Here is a 16,332-nt window from a genome sequence, read left to right as displayed (position 1 = left end):
GCGATGGTTGAAAACCGATCCGGATGGGTGGGAAGCTAGGGTTCTCATCACCACCCCCACGGAGGCGTTATGAAACGCACCTTCTTCATCCTGCTTGCCGGGTCGGCATTGGCCCTGCAGGCCCAGCAGGGCCAGGCCTGGGTGGCTGGCCACGTGGGCCAGACAATGTTCGACAAGGACAAGAACTTCGGGATCGATCTCAAGGACGAACTCCACTACGGCATCGGCGTCGGGCACTGGTACACCGACCGCTGGGGCCTCGACCTGCGGGCGCTGCACAGCGACTTGAAAGCCGACAAGATCCCGGGCGCTCCCACGGGGAGCGAGACCCATCTGCTGCTCTCGGGCTTGTTCAACTTCCGCCCGGGGGCCGACAACTGGTACCCGTACCTGGCCGCCGGCGTGGGCGGGACGAACATCGACAAGAAGTACTCCCCCAGTGGCGATTCCACCACCCGCTTCAACTACCACGGCGGGGTGGGGCTCATGGGCCGGCTCGCCGAGAACTTCCTGCTGGACCTGAATGCCAGGGCCGTGAGCGTGGAACTGCCCAAATCCCGCATGGAGTACCTGTTCACCGTGGGCCTGGGCTACACCTGGGGCGGCGGACAGAAGGCCGCGCCCGCCCCGCCGCCCCCGCCTCCGCCGCCGGCTCCCGAGCCCAAGGCCGAGCCCGTGGCGCCGCCGCCGCCTCCGCCCCCGCCGCCGGCCCCCGAACCGCCCAAGGAAGAGGCCAAGCCTGCGCCCCCGCCGCCCGCGAAGATCGTCCTCGATGAGGCCATGCTGCACTTCGCCAACGGCAAGGCCGACCTGGATGCCGCCGGCACCGCCGCCATCCAGAAGGTGGCCGAGAGCCTGAAGGCCTACCAGGGCGAGTACAACCTGGTGGTCACGGGCTACACCTCTTCCGTGGGCGGCAAGGCCTTCAACAAGGCCCTGAGCAAGCGCCGGGCCGATGCCGTGGCCAAGGTGCTGGAGGAGGCGGGCATTCCCAAAGACCGCGTCTCCACCGTGGGCGCCGGTCCCGAGAACCCCGTGGCCGACAACAAGACCCGGGAAGGCCAGGCCAGGAACCGCCGCGTGGAGATCGACGTGAAGGTGAAGGACGCCAACACCGAGGTCCGCAAGAACATGACGGATGTGGTGGATACGAAGGCCCCCGAGAAGAAGTAGGAAAGCCGGACCATGATCAGGCAGGGGGCCTCCCGGCCTCCTGCCTCTTTTCCAGGAGGGGCCCGTGACCCTGAAAGACGAATTCAAGGCCTTCATCATGAAGGGCAACGTGATCGACCTGGCCGTGGCCGTGGTCGTGGGCGGCGCCTTCGGCAAGATCGTCACCGCCTTCGTGGATGGGGTCGTAATGCCCCTGGTGACCATCGTGCTTCCCGCCAACATCAAGTGGGAGGAATGGGTCCTCGGGAAGTTCCGCATCGGGGCCGTGCTCGGCGCCACGGTGAACTTCCTCATCATCTCGCTGGTCATCTTCCTGGTGCTGGTGAAGCTGCTCCAGAAGGTCTCCCGGAAGAAGGAGGAGGCCCCGGCCGCCCCGACCACCAAGGAGTGCCCCGCCTGCCTGGAGCAGGTGCCCCTCAAGGCCACCCGCTGCAAGCACTGCACGAGCCAGCTGGTCTGAACGGAGGGGGACCGCCTGGTCGGCGCGTCCACCCCGAGTCCACCGGTTGAAAGGGCCCGTTCGCGGGCCCTTTCCCTTGTGGGATCAGCCCTTTCCGTGCTGAAGTGGTCGTTCAACCTCAGGGGCGCTCGGGTGCGCCCCTCCGACGCACGAGGGCGCCGATGAGCGAGCAGGCTCCGGTCAAGAAGTACGCGGTCTTCCTTCCGAAGACCGATTTCCCCATGAAGGCGGACCTGCCCCAGCGGGAGCCCAAGCGCCTGGAGCGCTGGAAGGCCGACCGGCTGTACGAGCGCATCCAGGCCCGGCGCGCCCGGGAGGGGAAGGGCCGCGAGATCCTCCACGACGGCCCGCCCTACGCCAACGGCGCCATCCACATGGGCCACGCCCTGAACAAGATCCTCAAGGACGTGGTGGTGAAGTCCCGGTCCATGGAGGGCTTCGAGTCGCCCTACGTGCCCGGCTGGGACTGCCATGGCCTGCCCATCGAGCATGCCGTGGAGAAGGATCTGGGCCCCAAGCGGCGGGAGCTCAGCCGGGCCGACTTCCTGCAGAAGTGCCGGGCCTACGCCCAGAAGTGGATCGACACCCAGCGCACCGCCTTCCAGCGCCTGGGGGTGCTGGGCGCCTGGGAGACGCCGTACCTCACCATGGAACCCCGCTACGAGGCCGAGGTGGTGCGCCAGCTGGCGAAGCTCTTCGCGCGCGGAGCCGTCACCCGCAAGCTGAAGGTGGTGCACTGGAGCTACGGCGCCCGCACGGCCCTCGCCGAGGCCGAGGTGGAGTACGCCGACCGGACCAGCCCCGCCATCACCGTGGCCTTCCCCGTGCCCGACGCAGAGGCGAAGCGCCTGGAACTGCCCACGCCCCTCTTCGCGCCCATCTGGACCACCACGCCCTGGACGCTCCCCAGCAACAAGGCCGTGGCCATGCACCCCGACCTGGAGTACGCCGTGGTGCGCGCCGACGGCCGGCACTACATCGTGGCCGTGACCCTCCGCGAGGACTTCGCAAAGAAGCTGGGCCATGCGCTGCACACCGTCGAGATCCGCAAGGGGAAGGAATTCCAGACCCTCGTGCCCCGGCATCCCTGGATCGACCGCGAGAGCCCGGTGCTGCTGGGCGACCACGTCACCGCCGACACGGGCACGGGCCTGGTCCACACCGCGCCGGACCACGGCGTGGACGACTTCAACCTGGCCCACCACCTCGGGCTGTTCCAGCTCGTGGGCCCGGATGGCAAGTTCCTCCCGGCCGTGGCGGATCCCGAGCTGGAGGGGAAGAACATCTTCGAGTGCAATCCGCTGGTGGTGGAGCGCCTGCGGCGCGAGGGGCGGCTCCTCCACGAGGAGAGCCTGACCCACAGCTATCCCCACTGCTGGCGCACCAAGACGCCCATCCTGTTCCGGGCCACGGAGCAGTGGTTCATCACCATGGACTCCGAGCTCAATGGCCGGGGCCGCAGCCTGCGGGAGCTGGGCCTCGAGGGCGTGCAGGCCACCCAGTGGGTGCCCGCCCAGGGGCAGAACCGCATCTACGCCATGATCGACGGCCGGCCCGACTGGTGCATCAGCCGCCAGCGCGCCTGGGGCACGCCCATCACCGTGCTCCGCTGCGAGGCCTGCGGCGAGCCCCTGGTGCACCCCTCCATCTTCGAGCAGGCGGCCGCCGCCATCGAGCGGGGCGGGATCGAGGCCTGGGCCGACCTGCCCGTGGCGGGCCTGGTGCCCCCCGGGGCCTGCTGCGCCTGCGGGTCCACGGACTTCCAGAAGGAGACGGACATCCTGGACGTCTGGATCGATTCCGGCGTCAGCGCCTCCGTGGTCTGCGCCTCCCATCCCGAACTGAGGGCCGAGGACTACGGCCAGTTCATCTACCTCGAGGGCTCGGACCAGCACCGGGGCTGGTTCCACAGCTCCCTGCTCTTCAACCTGGCCGCCAGCGGCGACAAGCCCTACAAGCAGGTGGTCACCCACGGCTTCGTGCTGGACGGCAAGGGCCAGAAGATGTCCAAGAGCCTGGGGAACGTCATCACCCCAGAGGAGATCCTCAAGACCCTGGGCGCCGACATCCTCCGCTGGTGGGCCGCCAGCTGCGACTACAGCGAGGACATGCGCATCTCCAAGGAGATCCTCGACCGCAACGCGGACGCCTACCGGAAGATCCGCAACACCCTGCGCTTCCTCCTAGGCGCGCTGGACGGGTTCGACCCCGCGAAGGACGCCGTGGCGGAGAAGGACCTGGTGCCCCTGGACCGGTGGGTGCTGGGCGCCTTCGGCCGCGTGGCGAAGGAGGTGCGCGAGGCCTACCGCACCTTCGAGTTCCACCGCGCCACCCAGGCCCTCCACGGCTTCTGCCAGCTGGAGCTCTCCGGCCGCTACTTCGAGATCGTGAAGGACCGCCTCTACTGCGATGCGTTGGATTCCCCCCGCCGCCGCAGCTGCCGCCACACCTGCCGTGAGCTGGCCATGGGCCTCTGCCAGCTCCTGGCCCCCGTCATGAGCTTCACCGCCGACGAGGCCTGGGAGGCCATCCCCGGCGTCGAGGGGAGCGTGCATGAGCAGCGCTTCCCTCTGCTCAGCGGCTCCGCCGCTGAGTCAGGATGGGAAAAGTTGTGGGAAGTCCGCGAGGCTGTCCAGGCGGCGATGGAACCCCTGCGGGCCGCGAAGGCAGTCGGCACGAGCCTGGACGCTGCCGTGGAGATCACGCTGGGGACCCAGGCAGACTGGGACCTGATCGATTCGCTCGGCGAGCCGCTGGATGACCTTCTTGTGGTCTCTTCTACCGCTCGAATCGCAGATTCGAGCGGTTCCGCGGCTCCCATCGTCAACGTGATGGCCCATGCCGGCCCCAAGTGCCCCCGCTGCTGGAACCACAAAGGTGGCCACGGCAAGGGCGAGGATGCGGATCTCTGTGCGCGCTGCGCGTCTGTGGTGGGGGCCTGATGCGCCGGCTGCCTTGGCTGCTCCTGCCGGCGGGTGTGCTCGCCCTCGACCTCGGTTCCAAGGCCTGGGTCCTCTCCTTCCTGCGGGAGGGGGAGACCCACCGGGTCATCGACGGCTTCTTCAACCTGAGCGTGGGGTTCAACCGCGGGGCCATCTTCGGCAGCCTCACCTGGCTGCCGGAGGGGATCCGCTTCGGCCTTTTCACTCTGGCGGGCCTGGCGGCCCTGGTCTACTTCGGCCGGATCTTCCTGGCCCGGGACACCCGTCCCTTCGACCGCATGGGCCTGGGCATGATCCTGGGCGGCGCCCTGGGGAACGGCCTGGACCGCTGGTTCCACGGACACGTGGTGGACTTCCTGGATTTCGTCTTCGGCACCTGGCACTACTGGACCTTCAACGTGGCCGACAGCTTCATCCTCGTGGGTGCCGTGCTCTACGGCATCGGCCTGCTCCGCCACCCCAGCCCCACCGGGGCCGAGGCCGCGCCGAAGCCCTGATTCAGCCGCGGCTCAACCCGCGGTGGATGCGTCCGACAAGCCCGGGCCCTTCGAAGATGAGGGCGCTGTAGACCTGGGCCAGGGCGGCGCCGTCGTCCAGGGCGCCCTGCACGTCCTCGGCGCTGCCCAGGCCGCCGCAGGCCACCAGGGGCAGGCGGCCGCGCAGGGCGGCGAGGAGCCGCCGCCGCACCTCGCGGGCCTTGGCCTTGAGCGGCACGCCGCTGAGGCCACCGGCGCCCTTCGCTTCCACCTGGGCCCGCAGGGGCTCCGCCACCACGCCGCGATCCAGGGTGGTGTTGGTGGCGATGAGGCCGGAGATGCCCGAGGCCGCAGCCACCTCCACGATGGCATCGAGGTCCTCCGGGGCCAGGTCCGGCGCCAGCTTCAGCAGCAGGGGCTGGCGCTCCAGGCCCATCTCCTTCCGCAGGTCCAGCATGCCCGCCAGCAGGGGCTTGAGGGCCTCGGGGGCCTGCAGGTTGCGCAGGCCCGGGGTGTTCGGGCTGCTGACATTCAGGGCCACGTAGTCCACGTGAGGCGCGAGGAGGCGGTAGGCGTCCCGGTAGTCGTCCAGGGCCTGCGCCTCCGGCGTCTCCTTGTTCTTGCCCAGGTTGCCGCCCACGATCAGGCCCTGGGGGCGGTCCCGCAGCCGCGCGGCGACGACCTCCGCCCCTTCGCTGTTGAAGCCCATCCGGTTGAGGATCAGGCCGGCCTGGGGGAAGCGGAAGAGCCGGGGCTTCGGATTGCCGGGTTGGGGCCGCGGCGTGACCGTGCCGATCTCCACGTGGCCGAAGCCCAGCGCCTGCCACAGGGGCAGCAGCGTCGCGCCCTTGTCCAGGCCCGCCGCCAGGCCCAGGGGCGAGGGGAAGTCGAGGCCGAACACGGTGCGGTGCAGCCCTTCCGGCATCTCGGGGGCGCGCAGGGTGGGCCAGGCGCAGGCCCGGGCACCCAGCCAGAAGGCGAGGTCGTGGGCGGTCTCCGGATCCAGGCGGAAGAGCAGGGGACGCGCGAGGCCGTACAGGTCCATCAGCGGACCACGACCGTGGCCGCGACCCGGACCTCCGGGAAGTCCTCGCGGCGGGCCTCCACATGGAAGGTGCCGTAGCGGGCCGGAGCCGTGTAGAGGCCGGCGGGCGTGATGGTGCCGCCGTCCGGTTCGATCACGCTCCAGGCCACGGGCTGGCGCAGGGGCCGTACGCCCTCGGGGTAGTTGATCTCCGCCTGGAAGGCCTGGGAGGCGCCGGGAATCAGGGCCACGGCCGTGGGCCGAAGGACCAGGAGGGGTTTGAAGGGCTCGGGGGCGGTGGCGGGCACGGGGGCTTTCGGGGCCCCGCAGGCGAGGCCGAGCAGGAGGATGGAGAGGGGGAAGGGGGCTCTGGACACGGGCAACTCCCTAGACGCCGATCATCTCGGTGACCCGATCCATCACCAGGGGCGGCTCGGTCCTGGCCTGGACCTCCTCCCGCGTGACGCCCGGGGCCACCTCCACCAGGCGCAGTCCCTCGCGGCCCGGCACCACGTCGATGACGGCCAGGTCGGTGATGATGCGGTGGACGCAGCGCTGGCCGGTGAGGGGCAGGGTGCACCGGCGGAGAATCTTCGGCTCGCCATCCTTGTTGGTGTGCTCCATGACCACCACCACGCGCTTGGCGGCGGCGACGAGATCCATGGCGCCGCCCATGCCCTTGACCATCTTGCCGGGGATCATCCAGTTGGCGAGGTTGCCTTCCATGTCCACCTGCATGGCGCCCAGGATGCTGAGGTCGATCTTGCCGCCGCGGATCATGGCGAAGCTGTCCGCGCTGCTGAAGAAGCTGGCGCCCGGGGCGGCCGTCACGGTCTGCTTGCCCGCGTTGATGAGGTCCGGATCCACCTCCTCGGGCGTGGGGAACGGGCCGATGCCCAGCAGCCCGTTCTCGCTCTGGAGGATCACCTCCATGCCCGCCGGGATCGCGTTCGCGATGAGGGTGGGGATGCCGATGCCCAGGTTCACGTAGAACCCGTCGCGCAGTTCCTGCGCCGCACGGCGGACGAGCTGGTCTCGCGTTAGAGCCATGGATACCTCGGGACAACTTCAGGATAGCCGGGCCGGGGTTGTCGGGAGGGAGCTAGGTAAGTTGGCAGTTGGCAGTGGGCAGTGGGCAGTGGGCAACGGGAATGCTGGGAGGATCAGTTCCGGACTTGCTGGAGGAGGCTGGCGAGCATCCGGTTGACCTCGTCCACCGCCCTTGACAGGGGTTTGAATGAATCCTCATCCAGGTAATGCAGGTCTCTGGCAAGCAGTAACTGGTAGTCCACTTCGTGGGCCGACCCCGATGCGATCTGGAAATGTCGGGCCTTCTCGGCTTGTGTGAACAACCCGCACCCTTCGGCGATATTCGATGGGATCGAAACCGATGCCCGGCGGAGCTGCTGGGTCAACCCGAATCGCTCGTCGATCGGGAATACCTCCGTGGCCTTGTAGATCGCCAGGACCAACCGATGCGATTTCTCCCAGACCACCAACTTCCGAAATGGCTGCACACCCCCTCCAACCAACCGCGCACTGCCAACTGCCTACTGCCAACTGCCTACTGCCAACTGCCTACTTCAGACTGCCTACCGCCCCCACCCGCCTGCTCCAGCACCCGCACCGAGACGATCCTCGCGCCCAGCTCCAGGCTGTCGAGGATCTTCAGGTCGTGGTCGGGCTGCTCCACCTCGCCCATCCGGGTGTACCGGCCGGTGAGGTGGGGGGTGGCGTTGGTGGTGATGAAGAACTGGCTGCCGCCGGTGTCCTTGCCCGCGAGGGCCATGCCGACGGTGCCGGGACCGTACCAGGCCAGGCTGTCCTCACAGCGCACGGTGTAGCCCGGGCCGCCGTCCATGGTGTCGAAGGGGCTGCCCATCTGCACCACGAAGTCCGGCACCACCCGGGGCACCCGGTGGCCGTCGAAGAAGTGCCTGCGGGCCAGCAGCACCAGGTTCGCGACGTTCATGGGGGCCACGGTGGGATCCAGCCGCAGCGTGACGAACCGCCTCCCGCTGAAGGTGATGCGCATCCGCACGGGCTTGCCGCGCTCGGCCAGCCGCGTGGCTTCCGCCAGGATGGCCTCGTCCGTGGCCGTGGGCTTCGGGGCCGCCGGCCAGGGCGTGGCGGGATCGAGTTTCCGCAGCGCCTGCCAGGCCTCGTAGCGGCAGCTCCAGTTCGGGTGCTGCAGCCATGGCGTGAGCTGCGCCTTCTGCGCCTCCGGATCCAGGTTCCAGCGCGCGTAGCTCTGGATCAGGGTCTGCTGCGCCTCGAACTGCGTGTCGCTCCAGCAGCGCGTCGTCAGGGCCTGGAGATCGGCGGGCGCCGAGGGCAGGTCCTCGAGGGCGGCGGCGCGGGCCACGGCATCGGGGCCGTGGAGGAGGCGATCCCGCAGCACGTCGGCCCGCGCCGGCGCCAGGTGGCGCAGGGCCGGCAGGAGGGCCCCCTGCAGGAGCGGGTCCCCCTCGCCCATGGGCGGGTCCTGGGCGAGGGCGGCCTGGAGGGAGGGCAGGGGCTCACGCAGCTTGGCGAGCCCCTGATAGCCGTACCAGCGGGCCAGGGGCAGGGTTGCGCAGGGCCAGGGGGTGCCGCTCCCCGGGAAGGCCCCCGCAGGGGCGGGATCGGGGATCCCCTCGGCCAGGCGGGAGAGGATGCCGGCACAGGCCCGGGTCAGGACCGTCTCCGAAGGCTTCGAAAGGCCCAGGGCAGGCCAGGCCGGCGAGCCCGGATCCAGGCGCCTGAAGCCGGACAGCGCGAGGTCCCGGCGCCGGTCCCACGGCCCCCGGTTCCAGGCGTCCATCAGCGCCAGCACGCTGCCCGGGGTCGCCGGCACCGGCGGCAGCAGCGCCTTCTCCTTCCCGGCCATCACCAGCCGCAGGCGGGCGGCCTGGGCGCGGACAGGGTCCACCTTGCCGGCCACGGCGAGGGCGTCGAGAAAGCCCTGGAGGCTGGGGGACACTTCGCCACCCTGGAGGCGCGCGGTGGCGATCTGGGCCTCCAGGTGCAGGTGGGCGGGCCAGGCCTTCGCATCGGCGGGACCGAGGCCGTCCAGGGCCGTCAAGGCTCTGGGACTCTTGAGCCGGTTGAGGAGGAAGAGGGCGTCGAACCGCTCGCGGGGAGAACGTGCGGCCTTCGCCTTGGCCTCCCACGCCGCCACGGTGGGCTTCTCCAGCTCCGGTGGCTGGAGGGCGGGGGCGCCGGGCGCCCCGATGCGGGCCAGGGTGAGGTCGAGACGGGCGCGATCTGCCGCGGGCAGGGCGGCGCGCTGGACGTCCGAGAAGGCCGGCGGCTGGCGGTTCCACTCGGCCTGGATGGCGTCGCGGACCGTGAAATGCGGTGGTTGGGCGGAGGCAAGGGGCGCCGCCAGCGCACAGAGGAGCCATTTCTGGAAAGATGGAGGCAAGAGGTTCATGTTGGCTCGCTTGGGAACGGACATTCTACGGGAAGAGCTGCGCCGGCGCGTGGCCGAGGGGCACGCGGGCCCCCACGAGGTGTGGATCCGGTGGCCCCGGCAGCTGGGAGACGTGGTGTTCGCGCTGCCCTTCTTCGGATCCCTGCAGGCGTCCTGGAACGCCGAGGCCGCGGCCCTGGGCCTCGAGCTGCGCTGGGTGGCCGTGGGCCACGCCATCGGCGCGGCCCTCTTCGCCGAGGCCGCGCCGGACTTCATCGCCGAGTCCCTCATCGAGAAGGGCGGGGTGGGCAAGCCCGACCCCTGGCACCTGGTGCGGCGGTGGCGGAAGGCCCCGCCGGTGTGCGTCATCAACCTCAGCCAGAGCGTCCGCCTGGCCCTGGGCGCCTGGATGGCCCGGGTTCCCGTTCGCGGGGGCATCGCCGACAACCACCTGAGCCTGCTCTACACCCACCCCTTCAAGTACCGCGACCTGCCCGTCCACCTCGCCCGGCGGTACGAGCCGCTGCTCGCGCAGCTCACGGGGAACCGGCACCTCCAGTGGGTGCGCCTCGGCGCCCACAACCTCGGTGGGCACCGGGGGCCCGAGCTCCTGCGCGCCGCCGGCTGGACCGGCGAGCCCTATGTCACCCTCGCCTTCGGGACCCGGGGCTACGGGAAGCGGTGGTTCCCCGAGCACCGGACCTGGCCTGAGCTCGCCCGGCGTCTCGCCGCCGAAGGCTTCCGCAGCGTGTGGCTGGGGGGGCCGGACGAAGTGCCCCTGGGGAAGGAGCTCGCCGCCCTGGCGCCGGGTTCCATCGACCTCACGGGCCGCACCAGCCTGCCGGAGGCCTGCGCGCTGCAGGAGGCAGCCGCGGGCACCGTGGCCATCGACACGGGCCTGGCCCACACCGCCGCGGCCACCGGCCGTCCCACGCTCACCCTGATGGGCCACTCCCCCGAGCCCCTGATCGCCCCCGTGGGACCGAAGGCCATCGCCATCCGCGGCTCCGCGGTCGACTCCTATCCCGGCGAGAGCGAGGGCTTCGAGACCCATGGTTCCGTGGCGCACCGGGTGCATCCGGAGCGCGTGGTGGGCCTGCTCAAGGCCCTCCTGGCCGAGGCCGGCGCGTGATTCCGGAGCGCGCGCTGTGGGTGCGGATGCCGCGCTTCATCGGCGATGCCCTCATGATCCACCAGGCCCTGGCGCCCCTGCGGGCCGCCGGGCGGCCGCTGGTGGCCTGGGGGCCCGCGCCGGTGGTGGACCTCTTCGAGGGCAGCGGGACCTACGCGGCGACCGTCGCTGACGCCGGCAGGGCGGGCACCTGGGCCATGGCGGGCCTGCTGGGCCGCCACCGGGCCGCGGGCGTGATCAACCTGCCCCGCAGCACCCGGGGGCTGCTGGCGGGCTTCCTGGCCCGCACGCCCCTCCGGGTGGGCTGGTCCGAGGCCGGGGGGCGCCTCCTGGCCACCCAGGCCCTGCCTTTCAAGGGGCGCGGGGATCACCAGGCCGACCGCTACCGCGACCTGCTGGGACGGGCCTTCCCCGATCTGCCCGCAGCCGATTCCGCCCCCTTCCGGCCCCGCGAGGAGGCCTTCGTCCAGGCCGCGGCCCTCCAGCGAGAGCTCGGCCTGGAGGGCCCCTTCGTGGTCCTGGGCCTCGGCTCGGCGGCCGGGGTGAAGCGCCTGGGCACCCCGCTCTGGATCGACCTCATCACCTGGCTGCGGGCGCAGCGGATCGCCCACGTCCTGCTGGGGGGCACCTTCTTCGAGGACCTGGCCCAGGCCGAGGCCCTGCGCGCGGCGTTCCCCGGCATCCCCGACCTCTGCGGCAAAGTCCCCCTGCCGGTCTCCGCGGCCCTGGTGTCCCGGGCGGCCGTGGTCGTGGGCAACGATTCCGCCCTCGCCCACCTGACCGCGGCCTGCCACACGCCGCTGGTGGCCGTCTTCGGGCCCACCCGGCCGGAACTGACGGCTCCGCGGGGACCCCAGGTCACCCTCCTCCGGAACGAGTCCCTGGCGTGCCTGGGCTGCCTCCTGCTGCAGTGCCCGGTCCCGGGCCATCCCTGCATGGAGGCGCTCGATCCAGCCCTCCTGAGGCGGGCGGTGGCGGCCTCCCTGTCACTTGCTGGGGCGCCATGAGGATCGGCCTCCTGCACACGGCCTTCGGGGCCCTCGGCGGGGCCGAGCTGCTGGCGGCGGCCCAGAGCCGGCTGCTGGCGGGGCTGGGCCACGAGATGGGCCTCGTCACCTTCGGCTGGGCCGAGTCCCCCTGGCGGGACCTCTTCGGCGCGGTCGAGGTGGAGGTGGTCCCCCGGCGGAGCTGGCGGGATCTCCTTGCCCTCGACCGCTCGAGCAAGTGGGCCCCCCGGGCGCGGCGCGCCTGGCCCCACCTGCGGGACTTCGAGGCGGTGGTGGCCCACAGCCAGCCCCTGGCCGCCCTCCTGGGGGAGAGTGGGTTGCCGGCCCGGCGCCTCTGGTACTGCCATGAACCCCCGTGGCGGCTCCATCCGGACCGGGTGGACTACACCCTGCTGAAGCCCCTGGCGGAGGTGCCGTGGATCGGTCCCTTCCGGACCATGGCCGCGGAGGTGCGCCGGAAGGCCGCCGGTGCCGCTGCCCTCAGGGCGCGGGACCTGAAGGGGACCGCGGCCCTGGATGGCCTCGCCGCCAACAGCGACTTCGCCCGGCGGACCCTCGAGGCCATCTACCACCGGCGCGACGTGGCCGTGATCCCGCCGGTCATCGCCTTTCCGGAGGCGGTTCCCCACCGGCAGGGGCTCCGGCGCGGCGGGCTCCAGGTGCTCACCCTGGCCCGGCTCGGGACCCTGAAGAACGTCGAGGCGGTGATCCGGGGCTTCGCACGGTATGCGGGCCACGCTGACGCCGACGCGCGGCTGCACGTGGTGGGCGAGGGCGGCGAACGGCCGCGCCTGGAGGCCCTCGCCCGCGAACTGGGCCTTACCGAATCCGTGCGGTTCCACGGGACCCTGGATCCGGTGCGGGACGCACAGCGACTGGAGGACCTCTACGCGGCCTGCGACGTCTTCGCCCTGCTCCCGCTGGACGAGTCCTTCGGGATGGTGTTTCCCGAGGCCGCCGCCCGGGGGCTCCTGCTGATCGGGCCCGACCATGGCGGTCCCGTGGAGATACTGGAGGGCGGTCGCTTCGGGGCCTGCCTGCCGGTCTTCGAGCCGGCGGCCCTGGCCGAGGCCCTGCAGGCGATCGGGGGCCTCACGGACGCGGAGGCGGACCGGCGAAGGGAAGCCGCGGACTCCGCCTGCCGGGCGCGGTACAGATCTGCCACCGTCCTGCCCTTGCTGCAGGCCTGGGTCCTGGGGAATCCTCGAACCTGCTGATGTCGCACTCCTTCTGATCAGGATGACCCATGCCCATCGAACCTCCGGCCGCGTTCAGCCTTCTGCCCTGGGATTCCGAGCTCTTCGGGTACCCGGTAGCCAGGCTTGCGCCGGAGGGGCTCCGTCCTGAGCTGTTTCCCGCGACCCTGGAGCAGCTCAGAGGCCAGGGCGTGCGGCTCGCCTACGCCCAGGTCCCCTGGTCGGACCAGGCCACCCGAGCCCTCCTGGACGGCATCGGCGCGCCGATGGTGGATCGGAAGGTCACGTTCGGGAAGGCCCTGACGGGCGGCTCGATCCCCCCTGCGGGCGTGGAGGCCTGGCAGGAAGGCGAGGTCAGTGCGGAACTGGAGGCCCTGGCCCTTGCGAGTGGGCACCTCTCCCGGTTCAGGACCGATGCCCAGGTTCCGTCCCATGTGTTTCCGACGCTCTACAAGGCCTGGATCCGGCGCAGCGTGCTCGGGGAAATCGCGGATGCGGTCCTGGTGGCGAGGGAAGCTGGAAAGCTGGCGGGCCTGGTCACCCTGGCCCAGCACGGGCCGGTCAGCGAGATCGGGCTGGTGGCCGTGGCCGACGGCTGTCGCGGGCAGGGGATCGGCCGAAGGCTGATGGCCGCCGCCGAAGCCTGGTCCGACGCACGGAAGGCGGGCCGGCTTGAAGTCGTGACCCAGGGCGAGAATGCCGCCGCTTGTGCACTCTACCGTTCCGCAGGATGTCTGGTGGTGCAGGAACAGGCCATCTACCATGTCTGGATGGAGCCCGTCGGATGATTCCCTTCAATCGCCCCATCCTTCCCGAGCGGGCCGCAGACTACATGATCGAGGCCTTCCGTTCGGGCAAGGTGTCCGGTGACGGCACCTTCTCCCGGCGCTGCGAAGGGTACTTCCAGGCCCGGTACCGGGCCCCGCGGTGCCTTCTCACCACCTCCTGCACCGATGCGCTGGAACTGGCCGCGATCCTGTCCGGGGTGGGGCCTGGGGACGAGGTCATCCTTCCCAGCTACACCTTCGTCTCCACGGCGAACGCCTTCGCCCTGCGGGGCGCCACCCTGATCTTCGCCGACAGCCTCCCCGAGCATCCGAACCTCGATCCCGCCCAGGTCGAGGCCCTGGTCACCCCGCGGACCCGGGTCATCGTGCCGGTGCACTATGCGGGCGTGGCGGTGGACATGGATCCGATCCTCGCCCTCGCGGAGGCCCGGGGGATCCTGGTGGTGGAGGATGCCGCCCAGGCGATCGAATCCACCTACAAGGGGCGCCAGCTGGGGCTGCTGGGACAGCTTGGGGCCTTCTCCTTCCACGAGACCAAGAACATCCATTGCGGCGAGGGGGGCCTCATCGCCATCCGCGACCAGGCCTTCGCGGCCAGGGCCGAAGTGCTCAGGGAGAAGGGCACGAACCGGAGTGCGTTCTTCCGGGGCGAGGTCGACAAGTACGGCTGGGTGGACATCGGGTCATCCTTTCTCCCTTCGGACATCCTGGCGGCCATCCTGTGGGCCCAGCTGGAGAACCTCGAGACCATCTGCCGCCATCGGCTCGGGATCTGGGAGCGCTACCGGGAAGGGCTGGCCCCCCTGGAGCGGTCAGGACATGCCAGGCTTCCCTTGGTGCCGGATTTCGCCAGGCACAACGGCCACGCCTTCTACCTCGTGCTTCCCGACGAGGCGACCCGCTCGCGGCTGATCGCCCACCTCAAATCCAGGGACATCCTGGCGGTGTTCCACTACCAGTCGCTGCACCGGAGCCGGTTCTTCGAGGACAAGCACGATGGCCGGGTCCTGCCGAATTCCGACCGCTACAGCGATTGCCTGGTCCGGCTGCCCCTCTACCACGACCTCACCCCGGAAGAGCAGGACCGGGTCATGGCCTCTGTGCTGGCGTTCTTCGGCGGTGGGCGCTGATCGCGGCGCCAGAAAACCCCATGGCGAGGAGGCCGGATGCCTGACCTGGCGATGATGCGACGGCGCCTCCAGGCCTCAGCGCGGCTGCAGGCCATGGCCCAGTCGGTCCTTGATCAACGTCGAGACGATCCCGAGGCCCTCCTGCGGACGGCGGAGTACGTCGGGGCGTTCGCATGGGAATGCCACGGCGGCGCCTTTGTCCTTCCGACGGTCGAGGAGGCCCTGCGGGAGCTCAGGCTCGCCCCGTGCACTCCGGGGGCCAGCCAGGCAGGGGCGATCAAGGGGCGGACCCTCCATGTCCTGACGGAGGCCTACCCGGTGGGTGGGCATACCCGGCTCGTGCGCCGGTGGATCGAGCTGATGGGGGACGATGGCCATGCGGTGGTGCTGGTCAGGCAGCGGCAACCCCTGGATCCAGCCTGGCTGGTTCCCGAGGGCCGCCACGTGCCGATCGTCGATCTCCTGGCCGAGGGCATCCTGCCCCACCAGGCCAGGGCCGAGCGCCTGGCCGGGCTGATGGGCGAGGCCCGCAGGGTGATTCTCCACATCCATCCTGACGACGCCGTCGCTGTGGCCGCTGCCCACCAGGTTGCCGGAACGGATCTCCGGTTTCTCAACCATGCCGATCATGTCGCGTGGCTCGGCGCGGCCCTCCCGGCCGTGTTCCTGAACCTCCGGCAGGCGGGGATCCGTCTCGGTGCCGCCCGTCGAGGGATTCCCCCTTCCAGCTGCGATGTTGTCCCCATCCCGATTCCAGACCCGCCGCAGATCGATCGGGGGGAAGCCCGGGCCCGACTCGGAGTGGGTGGGCGGGAGGTCCTGCTCCTCACGGTGGCCACCGGGTACAAGTACCTGCCGATCGAGGGCCGCTCCCTCGAAGCATCACTATCCAAGGCGCTGGAACGATCCGAGGTCCGGGTCATGGCCGTTGGACCCGGCCCGGAGCACCCCCTGTTCGGGCGCCTCGCAGCCCGTTTCCCCGGAAGGGTCCAGGCGCTGGGGGTGCTGCCTGACCCCTCGATCCACCGGGCTGCAGCGGACATCTACCTGGACAGCTACCCCTTCTGCTCTCCCACGTCCATGCTTGAGAGCGCGGCCCTGGGTACCCCGGTGGTTTCGCTGCAGCCTGATCGCGAGGCGCTCGAGGTCCTCTACTCCGAGTGCCCCGGACTGCCGCGGGAGGCCTATGCGGCCCAGGACGAGGAGGCCTATCAGCGGATGCTCGGTGATCTCCTGTCGGATCCGGGCCTCCGTGAAAGGAGAAGCCAGGAACAGCGGGACGGGATGGCCATCCATCTCGGGACCGCCTGGCGGGAGGCGCTGGCCGCCCACCTGGCCCGGACATTCGGCCGTCCTCGATGGGATGGAGCGAATCTCCGGCCGCAGGAGGAACACCTGGATGCCCTCCTGGCCGGGCTGGGTCATGATCCACGCTTCCATCCGAAGCTGAAGCGGTGGATGAGCCTGGGAATCCGCGGGCCATTGGCCGTACTCGCGGAGCGGTACAGGACCTGGTTCAGGTAATCATTCAGGAATGGTCGATTTCCGTTCCCTCCCGATTCAAGCAAGGAGTTGTCCATTGGTACGTTTGCATTCAGCCCGATTGGGGA

General features: G+C 70.4%; 15 protein-coding genes. 10 read left to right on the top strand and 5 right to left on the bottom strand.

The window, feature by feature from the left end; all coding sequences use genetic code 11:
* The first annotated feature begins 69 nt into the window (after positions 1-69).
* The 4 genes from QSJ33_RS03925 (at position 70) to lspA (ending at position 5,072) form a co-directional block, all read left to right on the top strand.
* Positions 70-1,173 carry an OmpA family protein gene (locus QSJ33_RS03925; protein ID WP_285723129.1) on the top strand — a complete coding sequence of 368 codons (1,104 nt, stop codon included), beginning with the start codon at positions 70-72 and terminating at the stop codon, positions 1,171-1,173.
* A 64-nt stretch (positions 1,174-1,237) separates the two neighbouring features.
* Positions 1,238-1,633: a large conductance mechanosensitive channel protein MscL gene (gene mscL / locus QSJ33_RS03920; RefSeq protein ID WP_285723127.1), complete on the top strand. Its 396-nt coding sequence runs from the start codon at positions 1,238-1,240 to the stop codon at positions 1,631-1,633.
* Between the two features lie 161 nt (positions 1,634-1,794).
* Positions 1,795-4,575 carry an isoleucine--tRNA ligase gene (gene ileS, locus QSJ33_RS03915; RefSeq protein ID WP_285723125.1) on the top strand — a complete coding sequence of 927 codons (2,781 nt, stop codon included), beginning with the start codon at positions 1,795-1,797 and terminating at the stop codon, positions 4,573-4,575.
* The gene (gene lspA, locus QSJ33_RS03910) at positions 4,575-5,072 is read left to right on the top strand and encodes a signal peptidase II (RefSeq protein WP_285723122.1); all 498 of its coding nucleotides are present in this window, start codon (positions 4,575-4,577) and stop codon (positions 5,070-5,072) included. Before ileS ends, lspA begins: the two co-directional genes overlap by 1 nt.
* Before the next feature lies 1 nt (position 5,073).
* Here the strand turns inward: lspA and QSJ33_RS03905 are convergent, their stop codons facing one another.
* The 5 genes from QSJ33_RS03905 to QSJ33_RS03885 all read right to left on the bottom strand — a co-directional run bounded on the left by QSJ33_RS03905 (position 5,074) and on the right by QSJ33_RS03885 (position 9,490).
* Positions 5,074-6,096 (bottom strand): quinone-dependent dihydroorotate dehydrogenase, encoded by a 1,023-nt coding sequence (locus tag QSJ33_RS03905; RefSeq protein ID WP_285723120.1) that lies wholly within the window; start codon positions 6,094-6,096, stop codon positions 5,074-5,076.
* Positions 6,096-6,452: a hypothetical protein gene (locus QSJ33_RS03900; RefSeq protein WP_285723118.1), complete on the bottom strand. Its 357-nt coding sequence runs from the start codon at positions 6,450-6,452 to the stop codon at positions 6,096-6,098. The genes QSJ33_RS03905 and QSJ33_RS03900 overlap by 1 nt, the downstream gene beginning before the upstream one ends.
* Before the next feature lie 10 nt (positions 6,453-6,462).
* The gene (locus QSJ33_RS03895) at positions 6,463-7,125 is read right to left on the bottom strand and encodes a 3-oxoacid CoA-transferase subunit B (RefSeq protein ID WP_285723116.1); all 663 of its coding nucleotides are present in this window, start codon (positions 7,123-7,125) and stop codon (positions 6,463-6,465) included.
* Between the two features lie 113 nt (positions 7,126-7,238).
* The gene (locus QSJ33_RS03890; RefSeq protein ID WP_285723115.1) at positions 7,239-7,592 is read right to left on the bottom strand and encodes a four helix bundle protein; all 354 of its coding nucleotides are present in this window, start codon (positions 7,590-7,592) and stop codon (positions 7,239-7,241) included.
* A 47-nt stretch (positions 7,593-7,639) separates the two neighbouring features.
* A complete protein-coding gene (locus tag QSJ33_RS03885) occupies positions 7,640-9,490 on the bottom strand; it encodes a peptidylprolyl isomerase (protein ID WP_285723113.1) in 1,851 nt (616 codons plus the stop codon).
* Here QSJ33_RS03885 and QSJ33_RS03880 point away from each other — a divergent pair.
* Genes QSJ33_RS03880 through QSJ33_RS03855 form a run of 6 tightly spaced genes read left to right on the top strand, consistent with a single transcriptional unit; the run spans position 9,489 to position 16,246 of the window.
* Complete coding sequence (locus tag QSJ33_RS03880) at positions 9,489-10,601, top strand: glycosyltransferase family 9 protein (protein WP_285723111.1); 1,113 nt, start codon at positions 9,489-9,491, stop codon at positions 10,599-10,601. The two genes, QSJ33_RS03885 and QSJ33_RS03880, sit on opposite strands and share 2 nt — an antisense overlap.
* A complete protein-coding gene (locus tag QSJ33_RS03875; RefSeq protein ID WP_285723109.1) occupies positions 10,598-11,608 on the top strand; it encodes a glycosyltransferase family 9 protein in 1,011 nt (336 codons plus the stop codon). The genes QSJ33_RS03880 and QSJ33_RS03875 overlap by 4 nt, the downstream gene beginning before the upstream one ends.
* On the top strand, positions 11,605-12,825 hold the full coding sequence (locus QSJ33_RS03870; RefSeq protein ID WP_285723106.1) for a glycosyltransferase family 4 protein: 1,221 nt from the start codon (positions 11,605-11,607) through the stop codon (positions 12,823-12,825). Before QSJ33_RS03875 ends, QSJ33_RS03870 begins: the two co-directional genes overlap by 4 nt.
* Before the next feature lie 29 nt (positions 12,826-12,854).
* On the top strand, positions 12,855-13,592 hold the full coding sequence (locus tag QSJ33_RS03865) for a GNAT family N-acetyltransferase (protein ID WP_285723104.1): 738 nt from the start codon (positions 12,855-12,857) through the stop codon (positions 13,590-13,592).
* Entirely contained in the window at positions 13,589-14,722 is a 1,134-nt protein-coding gene (rffA, locus tag QSJ33_RS03860; RefSeq protein ID WP_285723102.1) for a dTDP-4-amino-4,6-dideoxygalactose transaminase, read from the top strand. Before QSJ33_RS03865 ends, rffA begins: the two co-directional genes overlap by 4 nt.
* Positions 14,723-14,758: 36 nt before the next feature.
* Positions 14,759-16,246 carry a glycosyltransferase family protein gene (locus QSJ33_RS03855; RefSeq protein ID WP_285723100.1) on the top strand — a complete coding sequence of 496 codons (1,488 nt, stop codon included), beginning with the start codon at positions 14,759-14,761 and terminating at the stop codon, positions 16,244-16,246.
* Positions 16,247-16,332 lie beyond the last annotated feature (86 nt).

The organism is Geothrix rubra (assembly GCF_030268065.1).
GTDB lineage: Bacteria > Acidobacteriota > Holophagae > Holophagales > Holophagaceae > Geothrix > Geothrix rubra.
Note: the sequence above shows the minus strand (reverse complement) of the source record. Positions and strands in the feature narration are given on the sequence as shown.